This is a genomic window from Streptomyces sp. NBC_00704 (assembly GCF_036226605.1).
GTDB lineage: Bacteria > Actinomycetota > Actinomycetes > Streptomycetales > Streptomycetaceae > Streptomyces.
In genome coordinates this window covers 336,938-359,164 of record NZ_CP109000.1, presented here as the reverse complement: position 1 = coordinate 359,164, position 22,227 = coordinate 336,938, and the positions used below count along the sequence as shown (strand labels likewise).

Below are 22,227 nucleotides of genomic sequence, written 5' to 3'. Positions count from 1 at the left end.
GTCAGCTCCTGCGGTTGCCGCCGGCCAGAGCCTTGGCGGTCGGGATGCGGATCTCGTAGCCGCCGTCGAGGACGGTGGTGCCGCCGGCGGGCAGCTCCACCCGCCAGACGCGGGTGCCGGGGGCGTGCTGCTCCGTGCCGGCGTCGTCGCGGGGCGCCGACCAGTCGGCGTGCTCCTCGACGCGCACGTCCGCGTCGGACGTCACGGGGACGCGCTCACGGACCTCCACGGTGACCGGTCCGGCGAGGCGGTTGGCCAGTTCCACGTGGACGCGGTGATCGAGCACCGTGGTGGAGTTGCGCAGTCCCGACGTCGACTCGTGCATCGTGGTGCGCCGGGTGACCCTGATGCCCTCCGCCGGGCCGAGCCCCACCCGGCAGACACCGCCGGGGGCGAGCGTGGGCAGCGCGGCGGTCAGCGCGAAGTCGTCGCCGACGACGACCTCCACCGGTCCGGCCAGCAGCGCCTGGCCGGTGGCGTGCGACAGCACCAGCGTGCCGTACACCGTCTGCTCCACGGACGGCACGCAGACGTACTCGGTGCGCAGGCCGACGGGGATCTCGCCGACGGTGACGGTGTGCCAGGCGCCGTCCGAGGGGATGTCGGCGCGGGCGACGGCGTCGAAGCGGTGGTCGAAGGACCCGGCGGACACGCGGGGCGGCACCGCGTGACCGGGCAGCGGCAGCGCGGCCACCGCCTCGGCACGGCGGCGGTACTCGGCCGCCACCGGGTCGTACGGGACGTCGGGGAACAGCCGGCCCCGCCGGCCGCCCTGCTCGTCGGGGCCGCTCAGGACGAGCGCCGGGTAGTCCAGCTCGGCGCCGCTCGGCCGCGGCGGACCGACCGCCGGCGAAGGCGCGGTCGGCGGCGGCGTCGAACCGGGCGCGGCGGCCGCGGGGGACCGCGGCGTCATCGGGCGGGCCGAGGCCATGGGGGCCATGGCGACGGTGGGCGGCGGCATCATGCCGGCGGACCGCTGACGCGCCCCGCCGGCCGGCCCGGAAGCGGCCGGGGCGGGGGGAGCGGAGCCGTAGGCCTGCGGCTGGACGCCGCCGGGAAACGGCGGGGGCGGCGGAGCGCCGTGAGCCGCGGCCTGCCCGTGACCTCCGGCCACCCCGTAACCCCCGGTCTCTCCGTGACCGGTGGTCTCGCCGTAGCCGCCCGAGTCCTCGGCGGGGCCCGCGCCGACCGCCAGGGGTCGGCCCTTGGCCATCCCCCCGACGGCCCTGGGGGCACCGGCGCCGTAGGGGCGGGGGCCGGTCGCGTCGTATCCGGCGAACAGGTCGGCCAGGCCGGTCGGCGGCTCGCGCCAGCCGGACGGCGCGGGGGAGGGCTGACGGCGTCCGATCCGCATCGAGCGCAGCCGGGGAAGATCGGTGCGGCGCCGCAGGTCCGCGGTGGCCAGGGCGATGCGCACGCCCGTCCAGTCCTCGCCGGTGCGCTGCGCGACGGAGGCCCGCAGCACCAGACGGCCGCCGTCCTCGCCGTGGCGGTGGGTGAGCCGGTAGGCCGGAGCCCACACGGCGCCCGGCACCGCGTACTCGATCTCCACCTCCACCTCGCCGCCTTCCCGGGCCGCCGACGGCTCCGCCGTCTCCGCGGTGGCCGGTCCGGCCAAGACGTCGAAGGTCAGGACCGCCGAGACCGTCGTCAGCACAGGCGAGGACGGTGCGTCGGTGGACGCGCGGTCGAGCCGGTCGGAGGCGACCATGAACGCGTGCTCGGCGACCTCGAGGTCCCGCTCCAGTTCGACGAGACGGGTGTGCAGCGCGGTCAGCCGCTCGTCGACGAAGTCGGCGAGGCCCAGCCACGCGTCCACGGGGGTGCGGCGGTGCGGGTCCTCCCGTCGGCGGGCGGGGGGTACCGGACGCACGGCGCCGATCTCCTTGATCAGACCCAGTTGCCGGTCCCGGCGGCCCTGGGCCGCCGCCCACTCGTCGCGCCGCCGCTCCACCTCGCGTCGCAGCGCGTCGGACGCCGCCTCGTCGAGGGGCTCGGCCTCGACCTCCACGCGTGCCTCGACGACGCGTGCCGCGCGGGCCCCGGTGACACGGGCCCGCAGCGATCCCGGGTCCATCGTGCGCGGCAGTCCCGTCACCCGCACCCGGCCGTCCGGCGGCACGCTGCCGCGGGCCAGCCGCCGGCAGAGCGCCCCCTGCGCGTACACCACGACCTCGTCGAGGGCCGACCCCCACCGCTGTGCCGTCTCCGCCGTCATGTGCTCCGTCCCCCGTCAAGCCGGTTGGAGGTGAAGCCTACTTGCGGCCCGTCCGCCGTGCGCGGGTGGAACCCCGTGGGGCGCGGCCCGCGACGCGGCGACGGGGCGGGGCTCAGCCGGCGCGCAGACCCCGGTCGGCGAAGGCGATGAGCCATTCGAAGCTCTCGTCCACGTCGGCCTTCCACTGGAAGCCGCCCGCCGCCTGCAAGGTGGCGAAGCCGTGGAAGAGGCTGCGCAGCATGCGCAGGGCGTGGTCCACGTCGGATTCCGCGACCTCGTAGCCGCGCAGGACGGCCGTGAACGCGTCCAGCAGCCGCGCGCCCCCGGCGGCCAGCGGGTCGTCCGGCCCGGACGGTTCCATGCCGATGGTGGCGGCGTACCGGCCGGGGTGCTCCACGACGAAGGCGCGGAAGGCGCGGGCCGCGGCCGCGAGCGCGTCACGGCCCGCGCGTCCCTGGACCGCGACGCCGACGGCGTCCGCGGCCTGACCCAGCGCCAGGGCCGCGATGCGGCGGTTGAGGTCCTCCTGACCGCCGACGTGCTTGTACAGGGAGGGGGTGCGCACGCCGAGCCGTTCGGCCAGCAGGCCCATCGTCAGCCGGTCGAAGCCCGTCTCGTCGGCCAGGTCCGCGCCGGCCGCGACCACGGCGGCCGGGTCCAGGCCCGCCCTAGGCACGGGCGGCCTCCGACCGCAGGAAGGCGAGCACCAGGGAGGCCACCCGGTCGGGGAACTGGTCGTGCGGGTAGTGCCCCGCGCCCTCGATCATCTTGAGGCGGCCGAGGCCCGACGGCAGCGCGTCGACGACCGCCGCGCCCTCGGCGTGCGGGTCGGCCCAGTCCGGGTCGAGCGTGCCCATCACGACCAGTACCGGGGAGCGGACGTCGCCGAGCCGGGCGCCGGCGTCGGTGGGAGCGCTGCGGCCCATGGCCTGCATGGCCTTCATCCGGCCCGGCTCGCGCAGCCGGGACTCGATGAGGCCGAGCCGCTCGGTCCAGTCGGCCGGCCGGACGCCGGGGTAGGCCAGGCCGAGGTACGAGCGCCACAGCGGCACGCTGCCGAGGAGGCCCGCGCCGACCAGCCGCAGCATGCCCTGCCGGAAGCGCCTGACCCGCAGATCGTCCAGGCGCGGCGACTGCTTGCGGGTGAAGGGCGCCAGCTCGACGACTCCGGTGATCAGGGAGGGCTCCATCGCCGCGGCGATGGTGGCGGCGCCGCCGGACACCGAGTGGCCGACGAGGACGGCCGGGCCGCCCAGCCGGCGGACGACGGCGAGCAGATCGCCCGCGATGGCGGTGCGGCTCCAGTCCGGCCAGTCGACGCTCGACTCGCCGCAGCCGCGCAGGTCGACGGCGGCGACCCGGTAGCCCGCCGCGACGAGCGCGGGGACGACGGCACGGTAGGCGGCGCGGCTGTCGCCCATGCCGTGGGCGAGCACGACGAGCGGTCCGGACCCCGCCACCTCGTACGCGATGGTGCCGCCGTCGACGGCCAGGTACTCGGTCATGGCTTCCCCAGTTGTTCGGCTAATGTTGTTAGCCAAAAGCTAATTGCATTAGCCGCTTGGGTCAACGGCGGGGTTCCCGCCGGGTGTCGGCCGGGTCCCCGCGGGGCGGCGGGCGGACCTCGGTAGGGTGGCGCCCGAGCCTCGGGCGGTCGGTCCTCCCGGAGAAAATCTGTAGTGGCCGGAGTAGACATGGGCTCGCTGCAGGGCTAGAGTTTCTGACGTACCAGAAAAGTCGAAGAAAGACGGCGCGACGGGCACGAGGCCGCCGCGCGGGAAGTTCCAGCAGAACGCGGTCCCTCGCGGGCCGTGAGCAGTACCCGCGGTATCCAGCAGTGCAACCGAGTAACCGAAGGTAAGGAGCGCACGCCATCAGGATCGCCCGGGCGAGGAAGCAGTCCGCCCGGGTACCGCAGGCCCCGATTGGAAGGTGGTCCCCGGTCACGCATCCGCGATCCCCGCAGCCGCACCTCTCCGGGTGCACCCTGCGGAACAGAATTCCGGCGCAGTCAGCCGGCAGATGGTGTTGAAGGCTCGGGGCCCGGGTGCCGGCATGGCGCCCGGGCCCCCCGACGCGTCTTGTGGAAGAAGAGGTCTATGCCCCCTCGCAGTACCCCCTCCGTCGCCCCTCTCGATGACGACGACTATCCCGCCTACACCATGGGCCGGGCCGCCGAGATGCTCGGCACCACCCCCGCCTTCCTCCGCGCCCTCGGCGAACACCGGCTGATCACCCCCCTGCGCTCCGAAGGCGGCCACCGCCGCTACTCCCGCTACCAGTTGCGGGTGGCGGGCCGCGCCCGCGAACTCGTCGACCAGGGCACCCCGATCGAGGCCGCCTGCCGCATCGTCATCCTCGAGGACCAGCTCGAAGAGGCCCAGCGCATCAACGACGAACTGCGCGCCCAGGACGGCGACCCGAGCCCGACGGGCTCGACCGTGTCCACCTCCTCTCCCTGATCGGCCGGCGGGCGCGGCTCCCGCCTCCGGCCGCGGGCTCCCGCACGGGCACCCGCCGCCGGGGCCGATGCGGGGGCGTAGGGAGCATCCCGGCCCGACATTGCACGGGGCCCACGGATGAGGGATTCGCCGACCGGCCGAACCCTCCGCGACCTGCGCTCCGTGCACCCCGTGCGGCTCCCGCCGTCGGCGGCGGCTCCTTGCTGTGCACCAGCTGGATCAGGGTGCCGCAGGTGTCGTCCAGCACCGCGCTGGTGACCGGGCCCGTCCCCAGCGGCTCCTGGGCGAAGCGCACCTGCCTATCAGCCGACGCCAGACGCCCGACGCCCCACGCACAGGTGACGGGGCGCGGCGCGCCCGGCCCGCGGGCTCACCCCGCGGTCACGGGCTCGCCGCCCTCACGGGAGCCCGCACGGCTCTCACGGGCTCTCGTCCGGCCTGCGGCCCCAGGCGGTGAGCATGCCGGCCGACAGCGCCGCGCAGTCCGCGGAGTCCAGGTACCGGATCGCCGCGTCGACGCCGGCGTCGTCGACCACCCCCGTGGAGGTCATCGCCGTCCTGCCGCGCTCCCAGGTGTCCGCCCAGAAGCGGCTGAGGGGACTGCCCGGCGTCAGCGGCGGCACGTGGATCTCGGCGGCGACGGAGACCAGCCCCGCTCCCCGCAGCAGCCGCGGGTACGACGGCACCCGGGAGACGTCGGTGCCGATGGTGGCCCGCAGCCCCTGCCACATCGCCCGCATGGCCGTGCTGTACGGCGTGCCCGGCGTCAGGTCGCTCGTCAGGTCGACGGCGTCGCTGAGCACCAACAGGCCTCCGGGCGCCACGAGTTCGGCCAGCGTGCCGAGCAGACGGTCGCGTGCGGGCAGGTGCATCAGCACGAAGCGGGCGTGGACGAGGGAGAACCGGCCCGGCACGGACTCCGGTTCGGTGATGTCGGCTTCCAGCACGTCGAGACCGGGCGTCGGCCGGGCGTCGAGGAAGCGCGTGTCGCGGTCGACGGCGAGCACGCTCGCCACCCCCGCCTCCTCCAGCAGCCGACGGGAGACCGTGCCGGTGCCCGCGCCCACGTCCAGGCAGCGCCAGCCCGGGCCGGCCCCGAGCGCCCGCAGCCGCCCCATGGTGATGTCGTCGTAGGCGAGCGCGCCGAAGTCGATGCGCTCGCCCTCGCCCGCCTGCTCCGGACGGAAGACGGCCTCGCCGTACCGGCCGCCGCCCGGCGGGTCCCCGCGCCGGCCGGCGCTCACGACGCGGCCCGCGGGCCGCGGCCGTCCCCGGCGCGCCCGCCGGACCGTCCCCCCGGGGACGCCGACGGCGGGTCGCCGGGCAGGCGACCGGCGAAGGAGTCGTCGGGAGGCGGAGTGTCGACGGGCGGTGCGTCGACGGGCGGGGCGGCGGAAGGCGGGGCGGCGGACACTCGCATGGCGGACCTCTTCACGCGGTCGGGCGGTACCGGGGCGGGGCCCCTCCCGGGCCGCCGCCCCGGCGATCCTTCACGAGCGGTCGCCCGGACGTCCGAGGCGCGCCGCGCCTGGGCCGATCGGCCCTGCGGCCTTCCGGCCCGCGGCGCGGCGCCGGGCGTCCGCCGCGGGGCGCGCGACGTCAGCAGGTGGGGACGTCGGAGAGCCAGGCCGGGCCCTTGATGTAGATGTTCGTCAGCCAGGAACCGTCGGTCAGCTTCGACCAGGCGTCGTTGGTGTAGCCCTCAGCCGTCACCTCCTGGGCGTGCCGCTGGCACACCACGTTGACCGTCGTCGGCTGCGCGAAGTAGTCGACGACCGCGGCGTTGACGTTCGGCTCGCCGTGGGTGCGCACCCCGGTGCCCCAGGTCTGGTGCGCCTTGCTGCCACCGGACGGCGGCGGGGTGCTGCTGCCGCCGCAGTCCGGGACGCCGGGCAGCTCGGCCGGGCCCTTGATGTAGATGTTCGTCAGCCACGAGCCGTCGGCCAGCTTCGACCAGATGTCGTTGGTGTAGCCCTCGGCGGACACCGTCTCCGCGTGCTCCTGGCACTGCACCGACACCTGGGTCGGACCGGCGAAGGTGTCCACCACCGAGGAGCGCACACTCGGCGTGGAGTGGGTGCGCACCCCCGTGCCCCATGTCTCGAAGGTCGTGCCGCCGTCCGCGGGCGGCGGGGTCGGCGTGCCCGAGCCGTTGATCCGGACGGCGCCGGCGTAGTCGTCGCCCGTGCGGACCGGCGCGACGCGGATGTGCGTGCCCGACTCGTACGCCTCGACCATCTGCCCGCCGCCCAGGTACATGGCGACGTGGTGGATGTGCCCGGCGCCCCAGAACATCAGGTCGCCCGGCAGCAGCGGCGCGGTCCCCTGGGCGGCGGAGAACCGGGCCGAGGCCTGCGAGCTGTGGAACTGGTCGTTCGACGTGCCGTTGAGCAGGTCCTTGCCGGTCGCCCGGTAGTAGGCGTATCGCATCAGACCGGAGCAGTCGAAGCCCTTGCGCTCGTTGTCGTGCGCGCTGTCGGGGTCGGAGCCGTCGTAGTAGCCGTAGGTGGCGCCCGGAGTGGCGCCGTGGCCGCCGCCCCAGCTGTACCAGACGCCGATCTGGGAGCAGGCCGCGGTCACGGCGGCCTGCGCGGTGGCCGTCGCCCCCGGCGCGAGGACGGCGCAGGAGGCGGCGGGCGCGGCGTGCGCCGGGGCGGAGAGGAACGCGGAGAGGGCCAGGACCGAGGCGCCCAGGATCGCGCCGCCGGCCCGGCGGCGCGTGCTGGTGATCTTCAAGGGACTCTTCCTTCGTCGACGTGACGTCACCGGTGAGGGCGGTGACGGCAAAGAGGAACGGGCGTGCCGCACCCACCCCCGTGGGATGCGGCACACGGCCCGAGGACGATCGATGCCCGTGGACAACGACGCCGGTGGACAAGGACGTTGGTGGACAACGACGCCGGTGGATGTACGGCGTGAGCGGATGGGTGCGGTGGGGGCGCGGTCAGCGGACGAGCGCCGCGCGCATCTTGGCGAGGCCGCGCATGCGGTTGCGCTGCACCGTGCCGCGGTGCGCGCCGAGCCGCTGCGCGGCGGTGTCGTGGCTGAGGCCCTCCAGATCCACCAGGATCACCGCGGCGGCCTCCTTCTCGGACAGCACGCTCAACAGCGAGAGCGCCGTCACGGAGGCCTCGTAGACGCCGAGCCCGCCGTCCCAGCCGGACTCGGGCAGCCGGTCGGTGGTGTGTTCACGCCGGGAGGGCCGGGTCCACGAGTCGCGCAGCAGGTTGGCCGCGACGGCGCAGGTGTAGGCGTACGGATGCTGCTGCTGGGTCAGGCTCTGGGCGCGGGCCCGCCGGGAGAGCCGCAGATACGTCTCCTGGAGCAGGTCGTCGGCGTCGTGCGGATTGCCCGTCAGCGCCAGGAGCCGCCTGCGCAGCCTCGGCATGTCGGCCGTGAAGGAGGCGTCGAACTCGCCCGGGCTCATCCCGTCGTCGTCCGCGCGCGGTGGCGGCGGACAGGACGCGTTGCTGATCTCCACTTCTTCTCCCCGTCGTTCAGATGTGGTCGGTGCTGCGCCGTGCCCGCGGTGGTCAGGCCGTCGGGCGGGGCGGGGCGGCCGGTCCGTAGCGGGCGGCCGGGGCGTCGACGAGCAGCGCCCAGTACCGGTCGCCGTAGGACCAGTGCCACCATTCGGTGGGGTAGTTGACGAACCCGGACGACGTCAGCGCCCGGGCCATCAACGACCGGTTGGCACGCGCCTCGGCGGTGATGCCGGGCGCTGCGGTGCGACAGGCTCCCGCGCTCTCCTCCGGGGTCGCGTTGACCTCCGTGCCCAGCGGCAGTTCACGGCCGTCCCGGTCGCACAGCGTCAGGTCGACCGCTCCGCCGCTGACGTGCGGTGCGACCTCCGGAGGGGAGATGTAGGCGCTCGCCAGCTCCCGTATCCGCTCGGGCGACGCGCCGGGATGCGTCCGTCGCATCGTCGCCGCGTACTGCTCGAAGTAGCGCCGCTGGAGCTCCGGCGGCCGGTATCCCTCGACCACCAGGAACCGCACCCCGGCCGGCAGCAGCCGCTGGGCCCGCACGAGCCGCCGCAGCACGCCCGACCGCAGATGGGCGTAACTGCCCTGGTCGTCGGCCTGGCGTCGGTCGAGCCGCAGGCCGGCGCCGGCGCTGCCGCGCAGGTCGACGAGCGGCTCACCGCACTCGTCCTGTGCGACCCCGGCGACCCGCGGGTCCGAGAGCGTGATGATGTCTGTCACGGGAGAAGAGTCCCGCGGGCCGCTGCAAATGCTCTGCAGGTTGCCTGCAAGCAGCCGACCAGGCCTTTTGCAGCGCGGCCGGGCCGACGCCCGGACCGGTGCCGTGCCCCCGACCCAGCTGGCGGCCCCGCCCCGGCCCGCACCGCCGACCGATTCCCGCCGGCGCCTCGACCGGCGCATGCCCGCGCCTCGGCCCCCGTCACCGGGCCGCTCGCGCGCCGCGCCACCGACCCGCTCACGCCGTTCCTCCGGGCCTCGTCGCCGGATCGCTCGCGCGCCGCGCCTCGGCCGGCTCCCACGCCGTTCGCCCGGGTCTGCGTCACCGGACCGTTCACGCGTCGCGTCTCGGCGGGCTCGCGCCGTTCGTCCTGGTCGTCTCCACCGGACCGTTCACGCGCCTCGCCACCGACCCGCTCACGCCGTTTCCCCCGGTGCCCGTCGCCGGATCGCTCGCGCGTCGCGCCGCGCCTCAGTCCGGGGCGGGGGTCCGTTCGTGCGCTTCGCGGCAGTCCAGTTCGCGGAAGACCGTGAGCGCCTCGGCCCGTGCGGCTCGCGCGCGGTCCTCGTCGCCGTCCGCCGTCCACACCCGCGCCAGGTCCCAGGCCGTGCGCGCCCGCCACAGCGGCAGCCGCAGTGCCTCCCAGCCCGCGAGCGCGCGCTCCAACGGCTCCCGGGCGCGCTCGGGTTCACCCGCCGCCAGGTGCCGTTCCCCCAAGGTGCGCAGCACCAGCGCCTCGCCGAACCGGTCCTGCCGCTCGCGCGCCACCTCCAGGCACCGCCCCAGCCGCTCCGCCGCCTCCGCCAGCCGGCCCTGTCGCAGTTCCACCTTGGCCAGCGACTGTTCCGCGTACATCACGCCGAACGTGTCGCGCAGCTCGGTGAAGATCGCCAGCGCGTCGTGCAGCAGCCGTTCGGCCCGCTCCAGCTCGCCCTCCGCCCGGAGGCACAGGGCGAGCGAGCGCAGGGTGAGCGCCTCGCCGTGCCGGTCCGCCTGCGCGCGGTACAGCTCCAGCGCCCGGGTCAGCGACTCCCAGGCCCGGGGGCCGTGGCCCTGCTCCCGGTGCACGTACCCGATGCCGTACAGCACCCGGGCCCGTGCGCCGCGCTCGGCGTCCGGGCCGTACCGGTCGAGGGCCGCGTCGAGCAGTTCGAGCGCCTCGGTGTACCGGGCCTGCTCGCGCCGGGCCGTGCCCATCCCCGCCAGCGCCACCGCGGCGCCCTGCGACGGTCCGCCGCGCTCCTCGAACAGCCGCAGGGCTTCGCTGAACCGGGCGTACGAGTCCTCGAACTCGTCCTGTTCGTAGCAGAGTTGTCCGAGGCCGTTGAGGAGCCAGGCCTCGCCCTCGCCGTCCTCGCTGCGGCGCACCGCCGCGATGGCCGCGGCGTGCGAGCGCGACCAGGCGTCGAACTGGTTGTAGAGCGCGGCCGAACTGGCGATCAGCGCCCCGGCCAGGTCCCGGGCGGGCCGGTCCAGCCGGTGGCCGGCGCAGTACTCCACCGCCGCCAGCAGCGAGGCCTGCTCGGCGGCGAACCAGGCCGCGGGCCGCTCCAGCAGCGACTCCTCGGTGTCCGGGTCCAGGGGGTGCACGGCCGCGGGCCGCGGGAAGTACCTGACGGCGCCGCCCGGTCCGCGCGCCGCCGCCTTCCTGGCGAGCCCCAGCCAGCAGCCCACGAGCCGCAGCACCGCCGCCTCGCGCTGCTCCGCGCTCTCCTCGGACAGGCAGCGCTCGCGGGCGTGTTCGCGGGCCAGGTCGTGGATGCGGTAGCGGTTGCGGCCCGTGTCGTCCACGCCGATGACGTCGATGAAGTGGCAGTCCACGAGCCGTTCCACCGCCTCCTCGGCGTCCTCGGTGCCGATGTCCAGCAGGGGAGCGGCGATCCAGCCCGCGAAGTCGGGCAGGTCGAGCAGGGCGAGACGGCGCAGGGCCCGGCGCTCCTGCGGGTCGAGGTCGGCGTAGCCCAGCTCCAGGCTGGTGCGCAACTCCAGGTCTCCGGCGCGCAGTTCGTTGAGCCGGCGCCGTTCGTCGCGCAGCCGCCCGGCCAGCTGCCCCGGCGCCCAGTGCGGGCGGGCGGCCAGCCGGGCGCCGGCGATGCGCACGGCCAGCGGCAGCCGGCCGCACAGCGCGACGATCTCGGCAGCCCGCTCCGGTTGCGCGCCGGTCCGCTCCCGGCCCGCGACCCGCCGCAAAAGTTCCAGCGCCTCCTCGTCGTCCGGCACGGTCAGGTCCAGATGGGCCGCGCCCTCCAGGGCCACCAGGCGGCGGCGGCTGGTCACGAGCACCGCCGAGCCGGGGCCCGGCGGCAGCAGCGGCCGCACGTGCGCCTCGCCGGCAGCGTTGTCGAGGATGAGCAGGATGCGCCGGTGCCCGACATGCGTGCGGTACAGGCCCGTCAGCTCCTCGATGGAGCCGGGCAGCGTCTTGGGGTCGGCGCCCATGGCCCGCAGCAGCCGGGCGAGGGCGTCGGCCGGCTGGAGCGGAGCGGCGTCGGCGGCCCGGAGGTCTATGAACAGCCGCCCGTCGGGGAAGAGTTCGGCGGTGCGGTGGCCCACGTGCACGGCCAGCGCGGTCTTGCCGGTGCCGGAGCGTCCGGAGATCACGCCGATCGGCGGCGCGGTGCGCTCGGCGTCGTCGACACCGCGCAACAGCGCCCCGGCCCACCGGATCTGCCCCGTACGGCCGACGAAGTCCGCGATGTCGGGCGGGAGATGGGAGGGAGCGGGCGCGGGAGGGGCCGGGCGCACGGTCCGCCCGGACGCCGGGGCCTCGTCGCCGGCCTCCCGCGCTCGCGGGATCCCGGCGGCGGGCCGCGGGACGGAGGACGGGCCGGCGTCCGCGCCCAGCAGGGCGGTGTCGTTGGTCAGCACCGCCTGGTGCAGGGCCCGCAGCTCCGGCCCGGCGTCGATGCCCAGTTCGTCGCGCAGGGCCTCGCGGCCCTCCTGGTACGTGCGCAGCGCGTCGGAGACGCGGCCCGTGCGGAACAGCGCCGTCATCAACTGGCCCCGCGGCCCCTCCCGCAGGGGGTGGGCGGCGACGTGTGCCAGAAGCGGTGCGATCGTCCGGTCCGCCCGTCCGAGCTTCAACTGAAGGCCGAACGACTCCTCCTGCGCGACCAGGCGCAGTTCCGCCAGCCGTGCCGCCTCGATCCTCGCGAACGACTGGCCGAGGCCTTCGAGGGCCTCCTGCCCCCGCCACAGGCCCAGCGCGGAGGCCAGCAGCTCGGCGGCCTCCTCCGGGCGGCCGCCCGCGGCCGACGCCCGGCCCGCGGTGAGGAGCCGTTCGAACCGGCGGGCGTCGACCTGGGACGGGTCGAGTTCGGCGAGATAGCCGGGCGGCCTGGTCCGGATCGTGTCGGCCGCGCCGATGCGGGCCAGCGCACGGCGGACTGCGGAGACGTGGGTGGCGACCAGGGCGGCGGCGGTCGCGGGAGCCTGCTCGTCCCAGACGAAGTCCACGAGCCGTTCGGTGGAGAGCACCTGACCGAGGTGGACGACGAGCGCGGACAGCACGGCCAGCGGCCGGATCCCGCCGAGCGGCGCCCGCCGGTCCCCCGCCCACACCTCGACCGGACCGAGTAGACGAACCTCGAGCATGAGTCCCCGATCGCTGTACCGTTCCCGCACCGCGGAGCGCGCCAACGATATCGGCGGGCGTCGGGGGCAGGACGCCGGCCACGGGGCCGCCTGGCCGGATCCGGCCGGTGCGACGAGGCGGACACGCCCGCGCGCGGGCCGGGCGTCGGGGCGAACACGGTGGCCCAGGCGTTCTCGCGCGGGCGGCACTTGGCCGGATCAGGGTGGTCCGAGTCGGGGGGCTCGTCCGAGAGACGGCCCGCGCGAGACGTTCGTATGAGTCCGACGGCCCGGAAAACGGTTCGGTTCCGGCGTCATACGAACGCACCGTCCAAGGCGTCAACGGCTCGAAAGCACCCTCTCCGCTCGACCGGCCCACGCTCCACCGGCTTCCGCTTCTCTCGTTGCGCGCGGCCGGTGCGTGTTCGACCGGTCCGTCTTCGCCCGTTCCGCGAGCGCGGAGCGCACGTTCCGCCTCCGGCCGATCGCCGTCCGGCCGATCGCCGTCCAGTCGTCGCCGTCCGCCCTGTCCCTGCTCGCCCTGTCTCCATTCGATCCGTTGAATCCGTTCGATCCGTTCGATCCGTCTCCGGGAGGGAGCCGATGAAGCGCACCGACGTCGCCCGCCGGCCGGCCGTGAACACCGTCGCCGGCGCCACCGCGACCGCACCGCCCCAGGCCGCACGACCGGGAGCACCCGCGCGTCCGCCGTGGCGGCCCGCCCATCGCGTGACCGCCACGATGTGCGCGGTCGCGGCCGTCGCCTCCCTCGCCCTGACGGCCTGCACGGCGGACGGCGGCACGTCCGCCCGCACCGCCCGCGCATCCGTCGCCGGGGCCGCCGCGGCGCGGCCGGAACTCGGCTGGGCCGAGGACCTGCGGATCTCCGACGCTGAGCAGCACCTCATCACGCAATGCATGAAGGCGCACGGATTCCGCTTCTGGGACGAGCGACGGCCGAGCCTGGCCGAAAGCCGCCCCCTCGGCTACGTCCAGGACGACGTGCGGTGGGCGCGCACCTACGGCTACGGCAGCCGGATCCTGGCCGCGGAGGACCGGGCCCGCCTCGGCAACCCCAACCTCGTCTACCGCAGGACCCTCTCCGCCGACCGGCAGAAGGCCTACGACCTCGCGATGGACGGCGGCCGCGAGGCCAGGGTCCTGAGCACCGAGGCGCCCATGGGCGGCAGGGTCACCAAGCAGTCCGGCGGTTGCGCGGGCGACGCCGAGAAGGCGCTGTACGGCGATCCGGCGGCCTGGTTCGCGGCCGACACCACCGTCAGCAACCTCCGTCCCCTGTACGTCGGCAGGCTGCTGAAGGACGGTCAGTTCACCCGCGCGGTGCGTGCGTGGGCGCGCTGCATGCGGGACGCCGGCCGGCCCTACGCCGATCCGGCCGCGGCGCGCCAGGCGACCCGGGAGCACAGCGCACAGCAGAGCCCGGCCGAGGAGGCGCGCACCTTCGCGGCCGAGACCCGCGTCGCGGTCGCCGACGCGACCTGCGCCCGCACCACCTCCCTCCGGTCGGTCGGGCAGCGGCGCGAGGCCCACTACGTCGCCGCACTCACCGGCGGGTACGGAAAGGCCCTCGACGCCTACGCGCGGATGAAGCGGCTCGCGTTCACCCGCGCCGAGCGCATCGTCCCCGCCCGCACCTGATCCGGGCCCCGGCCGACCGCCCGCACCCGGCCCGGCCGTCCACGCCACCTGACCCCCTTCCGGCCGGCGTCCCGCCGTCCTCACCCGCCCGACCGGGCAGACAGGAATCCCGTATGCGCACCCCGACCGCCTCCCTCGCCGCGCTCGGTCTGACGACCCTCGCCCTCACCGCGCTGGGCGTCGCCCTGCCCGCGACCGCCCGGGCGAGCGCCCCCTGCGACGCCGACTGGAACAGCCACGGCCGCGACGGCAACGTACGGGCCTGGCGGGACGTCGACTGCCGGGGCGAGCTGCTGGGCACGACCCCCGGCAGCGACCCCGACTGGTGGGACACGAAGGGCCCCTTCCAGGGCGGCGACGGCGACGCGGCCTCCTCCGTCATGAACAGCGGCTTCGTCGGCGGCAAGGACGTCGTCGCCTTCTACTTCCGCCTCAACTACCTCGACACGGCCTACGGCTGCCTCAAGCCGGGCGAGAAGTACGTGGACGACCTCACCCGCAACCGGTTCACCAACGGCCACACCATGAACGACAGCATCGTGTCGCACACCTGGGTGACGGCGAGCGCCTGCGCGCCGGGCTCCTTCATCAGCTGAGGCGCGCGGGCCGACGCCCCGCCTCCCCGAGATTCCGGGCCCCCGAGCCACGGATCACGCCCCGCGACGAACCTCGCGGCGTACCACCCTCATCACCGCCATCACCCACTCCTGGTCACCACCGTGACCGTCACACGCCTTCTCCGAGGCAGAACAGGACATCCGTCATGCGCAAACTGACCATCTCCGTCGCCACGCTCGGTCTCGCCGCGTTCGGGATCGCCCTCCCGGCGACCGCCCACGCGGGCGCCGGCTGCAACGCCGACTGGAACAGCCACGGCCGCGACGGCAACGTCCGCGCCTGGGACGGCACCGACTGCGGCGGGGCGCTCCTCGGCGTCACCCCCGGCAACGACCCCGAGTGGGGTGACGCCGCCGGCCCCTTCCAGGGCAGCGACCTGAACCGCGCGTCTTCGGTCATGAACAGCGGTTTCGTCGGCGGCAAGGACGTCGTGGCCTTCTACTACCTCGCCCAGTACAACGACACGGCCTACGGCTGCCTCAAGCCGGGCGAGAAGTACGTGGACGACCTCAGCCGGGACCGCTACACCAACGGCGCGTTCATGAACAACACCATCGAGTCGCACGCCTGGGTGACGGCGAGCGCCTGCGCGCCGGGTTCCTTCATCAGCTGACCCGCGGACGGGCAGCGCCCGCCGGCCTCGCGCCGGCGGGCCGCCGCCCGCGGCCGCTCGGGGGAGCGGCGTACGGGCGGTACGTGCGGGGCCGCCGGTCCGGTGCTCAGCGGCTCTTGCGCACCCGCGCCGCGGCCCGGGCCTCCGCCGCCTTGCGGGCCTCGGCGGCCTTGCGGGACTCCTTGGCGGGGCGGCCCGGACGGGTGCCGAGGCCGCGGAAGGGAGCGTTGCCGCCGGCGGCCTTCGCGCCGGACGGCGGGTGCTTCGCCCCGGTGATGGCGGTCAGCTTCTCCTCGCCTGAGCGCACCTGCGTGACGGTGGGCCGGATCCCGGCCTCGGACATCATCCGGTTCACGTCGCGCCGCTGGCCGGGGGTGACGAGGGTGACCACCCGCCCGGACTCCCCGGCGCGCGCCGTGCGCCCGCCGCGGTGCAGATAGTCCTTGGCGTCGGCCGGCGGGTCGACGTTGACGACGAGGTCGAGCGCCTCGATGTGGATGCCCCGCGCCGCGACGTTCGTGGCCACCAGCACCGTGATCTCGCCCTCCTTGAACCGGGCGAGGGTGTGCGTGCGCTGCGGCTGCGACTTCCCGCTGTGCAGGGCGGCGGCGCGGACGCCGGCCGCCCGCAGCTGGCGGGTGAACTGGTCCACGCCGGCCTTGGTGTCCAGGAACATCAGCACCCTGCCGTCGCGCGCGGCGATCTCGGTGGCGGTGGCGTACTTGTCGGCGGCGTGGACGTTCAGGACGTGGTGGTCCATCGTGGCGACCGAGCCCGCGATCCGGTCGACCGACACGACCACCGGGTCGTGCAGGTGCTCGTGCACCAGTTGGTCGACGTTGCGGTCGAGCGTCGCCGAGAACAGCAGCCGCTGCCCGTCGGCGGGGATCTGCTCCAGCAGCTCCGAGACCTGCGGCAGGAACCCCAGGTCGCACATCTGGTCCGCCTCGTCCAGGACCGTGATCCGCACCTGGTTCAGCAGGCAGTCGCGGCGGGAGACCAGGTCGGTCAGCCGCCCCGGGGTGGCGATGAGCACCTCGACGCCGGCCCGCAGCTCGGCCTGCTGCCGGTTGATGGACAGACCGCCGACCACCGTCGCCGTCCGCACCTTCAGCGTCTGCGCGTACGGCGCCAGCGCCTCGCCGACCTGCTGGGCGAGCTCCCGGGTCGGCACCAGGACCACCGCGAGGGGACGCTTGGCCTCCGCGCGCAGGCCGGCCGTCCGCGCGAGCAGCGCCAGACCGAAGGCGAGCGTCTTGCCCGAGCCGGTCCGCGCCCGCCCCAGGACGTCACGGCCGGCCAGCGCGTTCGGCAGGGTCGCCGCCTGGACGGGGAAGGGCTCCGTCACTCCCAGGCCGGTCATCGTCTCCACCAGCGCCGCGGGCAGCCCGAGCGCGTCGAAGGACGCGGCGGGCGGCAGGCCGGGGGACACCGCGTCCTGCGTGGACGGATCGTCGTCCCGGGCCGTCGTCCGCCGGACCCGGCCGGTCTGCGGGAGTCCGGGTTCCGGCAGCTGCGCGTTCATGGGGAGCCTTCCTGGTCTGACGCCCGGAACACGCCGGGGCCCGTACCCCTCGGTACGGGCCCCGGCGGTGTCGAAGCGTGCCCCCAGTTTACCAGCGGCCTGCGCGCGGCCGGCCGACGAGCCGCGGCCCCTGCGCCCGCCGCGCCGGCACGGTCCCGTCAGAAGTTGCCGTAGTTGACCTGCCAGGTCGGCAGGCCCATCCGGCGCCACACGGCGACGACGCGGTCGCGGTCGTCGAGGGAGACCCGCACGGCGAAGCGGTGGCGCACATGGCGGTCGAACAGCTCGGCCTTCACCACGTCGTCGCGGCGGCCGTCGCCGGCGGCACGCATCCACAGCTCGTCGTAGGGGACGTCGTGCGCCGCCAGCCACGCCTCCGTGCGGCCCCGGTGCTCCTCACCGCGACCGGAGAGCAGCACGACGACGTCGCCGTCCGCGTTGCGGAAGGAGCGCAGCGCCCCGCGCACGGACTCGTTGAGCAGGTCCTCCTCGCAACGGGTGAAGTCGAACGGGCCGCGGGCGCCCCGCAGGGCGAGCGTGCCGTCGATGTCGCACATGACGGCCGACGGGAGCGCCGGGTCGGGCGTGTACGGCTCGACGGCGGGCTCGTCGTTGAACCACTCCGCGGTGAGCCGCCAGCCGCCCCGCCGGGACGCGGCGTGCTTGTCGGCGAGGATGCGGATGATCTCCTCGCCGACCGGGCGCTCCCGCTCGGCGTCCCGCCGGACGCACTCCTCCACGGGTACGTCGGTGAAGTCGTGCACGACGAAGACGGCGTGTCCCGCCACCGCCGCCTTCAGCCGCTTCGGGATGTGCGGCGTCATGTGCGTGTTGTCGACCACGACGTCGAACCCGCCGTCGACGGCCGCCCGCACCGCCGCGTCCTGGATCGCCAGCACGGTCTGCTCGTGCGCGTACGAGCGCCCTCCCTCGGCGGTGGGGACGTCCAGCATCGCCCGCAGGTCGTCGAGGTTGACGCGGCGCATCCGCCCCCCGGCCTCGGCCTGCATCCTGCGCGCCTCGGTCGTCTTCCCCGAGGCCGGCAGGCCGGTCATGACGTGTACTACGGGCACTTTCAGTTCTCCTCGTCGGTCTGGAACGGGTCGGACGCCTCCGGCCGCACCGAACGGTAGGTCACCAGTTCGGTCGGGCGTCCGTCCAGGCGCAGGAACATGGCGGGGCGCAGCGCCGGATCGGGCAGCGCCCGCACGGCGCGCGCGAACGCCCCCCGGTCGCCGGCGAACGGCGCCAGGGACCGGAACGCGTCGTCGATCGCCCGCTCCCGGTCCGCCACCTGCTTCTCGATGCCCGCGACGACGGCGCGCACCCACGCGTCGAACTCGTCGGGCACCTGCTCCAGCAGCGCGTCCAGGGGCCGCCCCCCGGACGCCTCGATGTCGTCGGCCGAGCAGCCGAGCGCCTGGGCCACCTGCTTGGCGGGCAGCTCAGAGAACCGCTGCACGCCGTGACCGCGCCAGACGTCCCGCTCGCTCACACCGGTGAGGACCTTGTGCAGCCGGACGTACTCCGCCAGCTTCGCCTTGGCGCGCACCCCCGAGGCGAACCGCAGCACGAAGCCCTCGGCCTCGGTGCCGGTGGCCGCCCGGCCACCGGGCAGCCGGTTGGCCTCGGCCAGCGCCAGCAGTTCCGCCAGCGGCATGGCGGGCCACACCGTGACGACCGACCCGATGCCCCGCCAGTGCGGCACGGCGTCGGCCAGGGCGACTTCCGCGCCGTCCGCGGCGAACGCCGCCAGCAGCACCAGATCACGACGCTCGCCGTAGTCGACGACGATCCGGTTCTGCGGGTACACGATCTCGGCCAGGTAGGTGACGCCGGGCACGAGGGCGGAGGTGTCCTTGCCGTCGAGCAGCCGCTGCGCCCAGGCGGCCTGGGCGCTGACGAACGATCCCTTGGACGCGACGCGCCACCGGCCGGCGTAGTGGAAGACCACGGCCAGGCTGCCGTCGACCTTGTCGTACACCTCGAACGGCTCGTCGGGCAGGCCGGGCGCGTAGGGCCGGCCGGCCTCGTGCTCACCGACGTTGAAGAACTTCGGCAGCGGCAGCGCGACGATCTCCCCCGTGGCGTCGTCGGCCACCAGACCGCGGCAACGGGTGGTCACCCGGTTCCACACCTGCTCGTACTGGCACGTCCGCGTGTACGTGTAGATGGACAGCGGCAGTTCCGGGTGCGCCTTGCGCGTGACGTGCCCCGCGTCGAGCGCCGCCGCCAACTCCTGCCGCGGCAGCAGCTCGTGAAGAGTCAGGTGGTCCTGGCTCATGGTGTTCCTCCCCTTGCCGGTCCCTGATTCTCACCTGCCAGGACATGGCGAGGACAATGAATTACCGTGCGGCGCCGGGAGAGAGGCGCAGGTCACGGCGGTGCTCCTACACCTCGGCACCGCCGTCCCGGCCCAACTCCACGGCGGGCGGGACGGATTCAGCGGGCGGCGGCGCACGGCAGCCGGCGCGCCGAGCTGCTGACGCCCGGGCCCGGACGGGGCGGTCCCTACGTCGGCCGTACCGCGCTGAGAGCCGTCGCGCCCCGCCGGGGAAGCGCAGCCGCCCACCGCCCGCACATGCGGCGGGCGGCGGCTTCGTGACCGGTGTGCCGCGCCGGGAGGATTTGTCGCCGTCAGCCCGTCGGCCGGGCCTCCGGCGGGGTGCCGGTCGGGGTGGCGGGCCCGCCACGGCGTTCGTTGCGCCAGGACGCCGCCCAGGCGAGCAGCGCACCGCCCACGGCGTAGGCGCCGAGCACCCAGAGCGCGGGCGTGACGGCGTGAGCGGAGAAGTAGACCGTGTTGCGGACCAGGGTCGTCCCGGCCCCCGGCGGGAGGAGCTGCCCGACGGCGCTCCAGAACGACGGGAGCAGCGGGGCCGGATAGACGCCGCCCGAACTCGGGTTGCCGAGCACCACGAACAGCAGGATGACCAGGCCGGTGCCCAGCAGGCCCAGCAGGGTCTGGAGGGCGAGCGCGGTCGCCGCCGAGGCGAGGACGACCAGGGCGCCGATGCCGCTCAGGGCCCAGAAGTGGCCGTCGAGCGCGTCGAAGACCGGTCCCACGACGGCCGCTCCGGCGAGTCCCGAGACGAGCGCGTACAGCGCGAGGACAGCCAGGCGGATCAGGGTGCGCTGACGGTTGGCGGGACGGGAACCGGCCGCCATGCCCATGATCGTCGCGGTCAGATAGCCGCCGATCACCCAGCCCAGCACGAGGTAGAAGGAGGTCATGCCGCGTCCGTCGCCCGGGTTCGGGGGCCGGATGTCGGTGACGTGGATCTGCCGCTTCTGAGCGGTTTCGATGTTCTGCGCGATCTGGGTGGCGGTCTGCGACACCGACGGCCCGCCCGCCGAGGCGACCAGGAGGGTGTCCTCGGCGCCGCTCGCGTCGAAGAGGAACGCGGCGTCCGCCTTCCTCGTGAGGACCCACTGCCGGGCGGTCGCCGCGTCCGGCGCCGCCGTCGCGTCGACCGGGTCGGCGGCGAGGCCGTCGAGCTGGGCGACGATCTTCGCGGACGCCTGCTGGGGAGCGACGACCGCGACGGGTATCCGGTGGGGTGTGGGGGAGTGGAAGGCGCCGACGTAGGACACGACGAAGGCGAGCTGCACGAGCAGGCCCCCTAGCACGAGCCCGAAGGCCCGCAGCGTGACCGCGTCCTTGAACTCGGCCGCGAAACCGGGCGACTTGGCGCTGCTCTCGACTGAAGACACGCCCGGAGACGGGCTGGAGGGTGCGTTCACGGGGCGAATGATCGCACAGACAGGTGAATCCGGCCCTCCGCTTCGCCCGCCGGCCGCCGGGCGCGCAGGGCCGTTCATGGCGGCGGCTCCCGCCCTGCGAGCAGGGGGGAGCCGTCCGGATGACCGACTGCGTGCGACGTCAGTGCGTCACGCGTGGCGGTGCGAGTGCCGGTTGCCCGTGACGAGGCGGTAGATGGCGAGCAGGATGAACGATCCGACGATCGCGGCGATCCAGGTCGAGATGTCGAAGAAGCCGTCGATGGAGTCGACGCCGAAGATCACCTTGCCGAGCCAGCCGCCGAGGAGACCGCCCGCGATGCCGATGAGCATGGTGACGATGATGCCGCCGGGGTCCTTGCCCGGCATCAAGGCCTTGGCGATGGCGCCGGCGAGCAGGCCGATGAGGATCCACGCGATGATGCCCATGATTGCGTCTCCGCTTCGTCTTGTAAGAACGGTGTTAGCTCTCGTGTGCACCGTCCGCGCCCGTACAAACGTCTCTTTTGTTGAGTCCTTGACCGGAGGGCGGAATTTCTTCGGGACGGCGCGCGGTGGACGGCGGTCACCGGGGGGCGTCGGTGAGAGCGCGCAACGCCTGGTGGACGGACCAGGTCACGGCCACCAGCGGCACGGCGACGACGGCGCCGATGACCCCGGCCGCGACCGCTCCGCCGACGACGGCCAGCGCGACCACCACCGGGTGCAGCCGTACCGCCCAGCTCATCACGAGGGGGTGCAGCAGATGGCCCTCGATCTGGCCGATGACCACGATCAGGAGCACGACCAGCAGGGCGATGAAGAGCCCCTTCGACGCGAGGGCGACCACGGTCGCGACGGCCAGGGCGATCGGCGAGCCGATCAGGGGGACGAACGCGGCGAGGAACTCCAGCAGCGCCAACGGCACGGCGAGCGGCACCCCGAGGGCGAACAGCGCGATGCCCACGAGGACGGCGTTGGTCGCCGCGACGAGCAGGATGCCGCGCGTGTACCCGGTGAAGGTCCGCCAGGCGGCCTGTCCGGCCACCATGAAGTGCCGCCGGCCGCCGGCCGGGAGCTGGTCGCACAGCCACCGCCACTGCCGGTCCCCGGAGTGCGTGAAGAACACCGAGCAGAACACGGCCAGGGCGAGCACGGTCAGCACCTCCACCAGCCGGCTCGCACCGCTGAGCGCCGTGCTGAAGAGGGCGGACCGGTGGCTGGACAGGAGGTCGCCGATGCGGGACCGCAGGTCGTCGAAGGCGTGCGAGGGGAGCCGGAAGGGGGGCGCTTCGAGCTGACGCTCGATCCGGTCGACGCCCGTCACGAACTCCTTTTGCAGTCCGCTGCGCTGGCCCGCCGCGGACTCGCCCACCAGGGTCAGCACGCCGAGGATCAGGACGACGCACCCGACGAGCGCCGCGGCCACCGCGAGCGGGCGGGGCACGAACCGGGCCAGCAGGTCGGCCACGGGGCGCAGCACCGCGGTGATGACCAGACCGAGGAACACGGCGACGGCGATCTGGTGGAACTCCCCGAGCACGGAGAACACGGCGCGGGCGACGACGCCGACGGCGATGAGCCGCCAGGCGTACGCGGCCGCCGTCCGCAGCAGCCCCGGCACACGCGGATCCCG

At 74.7% G+C, this 22,227-nt stretch carries 18 protein-coding genes; 4 read left to right on the top strand and 14 right to left on the bottom strand.

Translation table 11 applies throughout. The features are described from left to right. Position 1: 1 nt before the first annotated feature. The 3 genes from OG802_RS01410 to OG802_RS01400 form a co-directional block, all read right to left on the bottom strand. Entirely contained in the window at positions 2 to 2,218 is a 2,217-nt protein-coding gene (locus OG802_RS01410; protein ID WP_329406334.1) for a DUF4139 domain-containing protein, read from the bottom strand. Positions 2,219 to 2,330: 112 nt separating this feature from the next. Beyond that, positions 2,331 to 2,864 carry a TetR/AcrR family transcriptional regulator gene (locus tag OG802_RS01405; RefSeq protein ID WP_329416885.1) on the bottom strand — a complete coding sequence of 178 codons (534 nt, stop codon included), beginning with the start codon at positions 2,862 to 2,864 and terminating at the stop codon, positions 2,331 to 2,333. 22 nt (positions 2,865 to 2,886) lie between these two features. Then, a complete protein-coding gene (locus OG802_RS01400; RefSeq protein ID WP_329406332.1) occupies positions 2,887 to 3,723 on the bottom strand; it encodes an alpha/beta fold hydrolase in 837 nt (278 codons plus the stop codon). Between the two features lie 594 nt (positions 3,724 to 4,317). On the opposite strand from OG802_RS01400, the gene OG802_RS01395 reads away from it, so the two are divergent. Further along, positions 4,318 to 4,680: a MerR family transcriptional regulator gene (locus tag OG802_RS01395; protein ID WP_329406330.1), complete on the top strand. Its 363-nt coding sequence runs from the start codon at positions 4,318 to 4,320 to the stop codon at positions 4,678 to 4,680. Positions 4,681 to 5,099: 419 nt separating this feature from the next. Here OG802_RS01395 and OG802_RS01385 read toward each other — a convergent pair whose 3' ends face one another. The 5 genes from OG802_RS01385 to OG802_RS01365 form a co-directional block, all read right to left on the bottom strand. Further along, the gene (locus OG802_RS01385) at positions 5,100 to 5,924 is read right to left on the bottom strand and encodes a methyltransferase domain-containing protein (protein ID WP_329406329.1); all 825 of its coding nucleotides are present in this window, start codon (positions 5,922 to 5,924) and stop codon (positions 5,100 to 5,102) included. A 355-nt stretch (positions 5,925 to 6,279) separates the two neighbouring features. Further along, positions 6,280 to 7,416, bottom strand: a complete 1,137-nt coding sequence (locus OG802_RS01380; protein WP_329406327.1) for a C40 family peptidase — start codon at positions 7,414 to 7,416, stop codon at positions 6,280 to 6,282. A gap of 208 nt (positions 7,417 to 7,624) precedes the next feature. Then, the gene (locus tag OG802_RS01375) at positions 7,625 to 8,107 is read right to left on the bottom strand and encodes an RNA polymerase sigma factor (protein ID WP_443055430.1); all 483 of its coding nucleotides are present in this window, start codon (positions 8,105 to 8,107) and stop codon (positions 7,625 to 7,627) included. 106 nt (positions 8,108 to 8,213) lie between these two features. Next, on the bottom strand, positions 8,214 to 8,885 hold the full coding sequence (locus OG802_RS01370) for a M15 family metallopeptidase (protein ID WP_329406324.1): 672 nt from the start codon (positions 8,883 to 8,885) through the stop codon (positions 8,214 to 8,216). A 469-nt stretch (positions 8,886 to 9,354) separates the two neighbouring features. Continuing rightward, positions 9,355 to 12,477 (bottom strand): AfsR/SARP family transcriptional regulator, encoded by a 3,123-nt coding sequence (locus OG802_RS01365; protein WP_329406323.1) that lies wholly within the window; start codon positions 12,475 to 12,477, stop codon positions 9,355 to 9,357. Positions 12,478 to 13,059: 582 nt separating this feature from the next. Between OG802_RS01365 and OG802_RS01360 the strand changes: the two genes are divergently transcribed. From OG802_RS01360 to OG802_RS01350, 3 genes are all read left to right on the top strand, one after another. After that, a complete protein-coding gene (locus OG802_RS01360; RefSeq protein ID WP_329406320.1) occupies positions 13,060 to 14,115 on the top strand; it encodes a hypothetical protein in 1,056 nt (351 codons plus the stop codon). Positions 14,116 to 14,228: 113 nt separating this feature from the next. Next, positions 14,229 to 14,711, top strand: coding sequence for a hypothetical protein (locus OG802_RS01355; protein WP_329406319.1), 483 nt, complete (start codon positions 14,229 to 14,231; stop codon positions 14,709 to 14,711). Positions 14,712 to 14,878: 167 nt separating this feature from the next. Then, positions 14,879 to 15,346: a hypothetical protein gene (locus tag OG802_RS01350; RefSeq protein WP_329406317.1), complete on the top strand. Its 468-nt coding sequence runs from the start codon at positions 14,879 to 14,881 to the stop codon at positions 15,344 to 15,346. Between the two features lie 106 nt (positions 15,347 to 15,452). On the opposite strand, the gene OG802_RS01345 is transcribed toward OG802_RS01350, so the two are convergent. The 6 genes from OG802_RS01345 to OG802_RS01320 all read right to left on the bottom strand — a co-directional run bounded on the left by OG802_RS01345 (position 15,453) and on the right by OG802_RS01320 (position 22,215). Continuing rightward, the gene (locus tag OG802_RS01345) at positions 15,453 to 16,871 is read right to left on the bottom strand and encodes a DEAD/DEAH box helicase (protein WP_329406316.1); all 1,419 of its coding nucleotides are present in this window, start codon (positions 16,869 to 16,871) and stop codon (positions 15,453 to 15,455) included. Positions 16,872 to 17,029: 158 nt separating this feature from the next. After that, positions 17,030 to 17,944, bottom strand: a complete 915-nt coding sequence (locus tag OG802_RS01340; protein WP_329406313.1) for a phosphatase domain-containing protein — start codon at positions 17,942 to 17,944, stop codon at positions 17,030 to 17,032. A 2-nt stretch (positions 17,945 to 17,946) separates the two neighbouring features. Beyond that, complete coding sequence (locus tag OG802_RS01335; RefSeq protein WP_329406312.1) at positions 17,947 to 19,155, bottom strand: RNA ligase; 1,209 nt, start codon at positions 19,153 to 19,155, stop codon at positions 17,947 to 17,949. A gap of 353 nt (positions 19,156 to 19,508) precedes the next feature. Beyond that, a complete protein-coding gene (locus OG802_RS01330; RefSeq protein WP_329406311.1) occupies positions 19,509 to 20,585 on the bottom strand; it encodes a DUF3533 domain-containing protein in 1,077 nt (358 codons plus the stop codon). 177 nt (positions 20,586 to 20,762) lie between these two features. Next, a complete protein-coding gene (locus OG802_RS01325) occupies positions 20,763 to 21,041 on the bottom strand; it encodes a GlsB/YeaQ/YmgE family stress response membrane protein (RefSeq protein ID WP_329406309.1) in 279 nt (92 codons plus the stop codon). A 136-nt stretch (positions 21,042 to 21,177) separates the two neighbouring features. Continuing rightward, positions 21,178 to 22,215, bottom strand: coding sequence for an AI-2E family transporter (locus OG802_RS01320; protein ID WP_329406307.1), 1,038 nt, complete (start codon positions 22,213 to 22,215; stop codon positions 21,178 to 21,180). Positions 22,216 to 22,227: the final 12 nt, after the last annotated feature.

Coding starts and splice junctions, on each gene's coding strand:
- OG802_RS01345 (WP_329406316.1), bottom strand. CDS start 16,871: ATGAACGCGCAGCTGCCGGAACCCGGACTCCCGCAGACCGGCCGGGTC.
- OG802_RS01325 (WP_329406309.1), bottom strand. CDS start 21,041: ATGGGCATCATCGCGTGGATCCTCATCGGCCTGCTCGCCGGCGCCATC.
- OG802_RS01410 (WP_329406334.1), bottom strand. CDS start 2,218: ATGACGGCGGAGACGGCACAGCGGTGGGGGTCGGCCCTCGACGAGGTC.
- OG802_RS01335 (WP_329406312.1), bottom strand. CDS start 19,155: ATGAGCCAGGACCACCTGACTCTTCACGAGCTGCTGCCGCGGCAGGAG.
- OG802_RS01355 (WP_329406319.1), top strand. CDS start 14,229: ATGCGCACCCCGACCGCCTCCCTCGCCGCGCTCGGTCTGACGACCCTC.
- OG802_RS01360 (WP_329406320.1), top strand. CDS start 13,060: ATGAAGCGCACCGACGTCGCCCGCCGGCCGGCCGTGAACACCGTCGCC.
- OG802_RS01365 (WP_329406323.1), bottom strand. CDS start 12,477: ATGCTCGAGGTTCGTCTACTCGGTCCGGTCGAGGTGTGGGCGGGGGAC.
- OG802_RS01350 (WP_329406317.1), top strand. CDS start 14,879: ATGCGCAAACTGACCATCTCCGTCGCCACGCTCGGTCTCGCCGCGTTC.
- OG802_RS01400 (WP_329406332.1), bottom strand. CDS start 3,723: ATGACCGAGTACCTGGCCGTCGACGGCGGCACCATCGCGTACGAGGTG.
- OG802_RS01375 (WP_443055430.1), bottom strand. CDS start 8,107: ATGAGCCCGGGCGAGTTCGACGCCTCCTTCACGGCCGACATGCCGAGG.
- OG802_RS01395 (WP_329406330.1), top strand. CDS start 4,318: ATGCCCCCTCGCAGTACCCCCTCCGTCGCCCCTCTCGATGACGACGAC.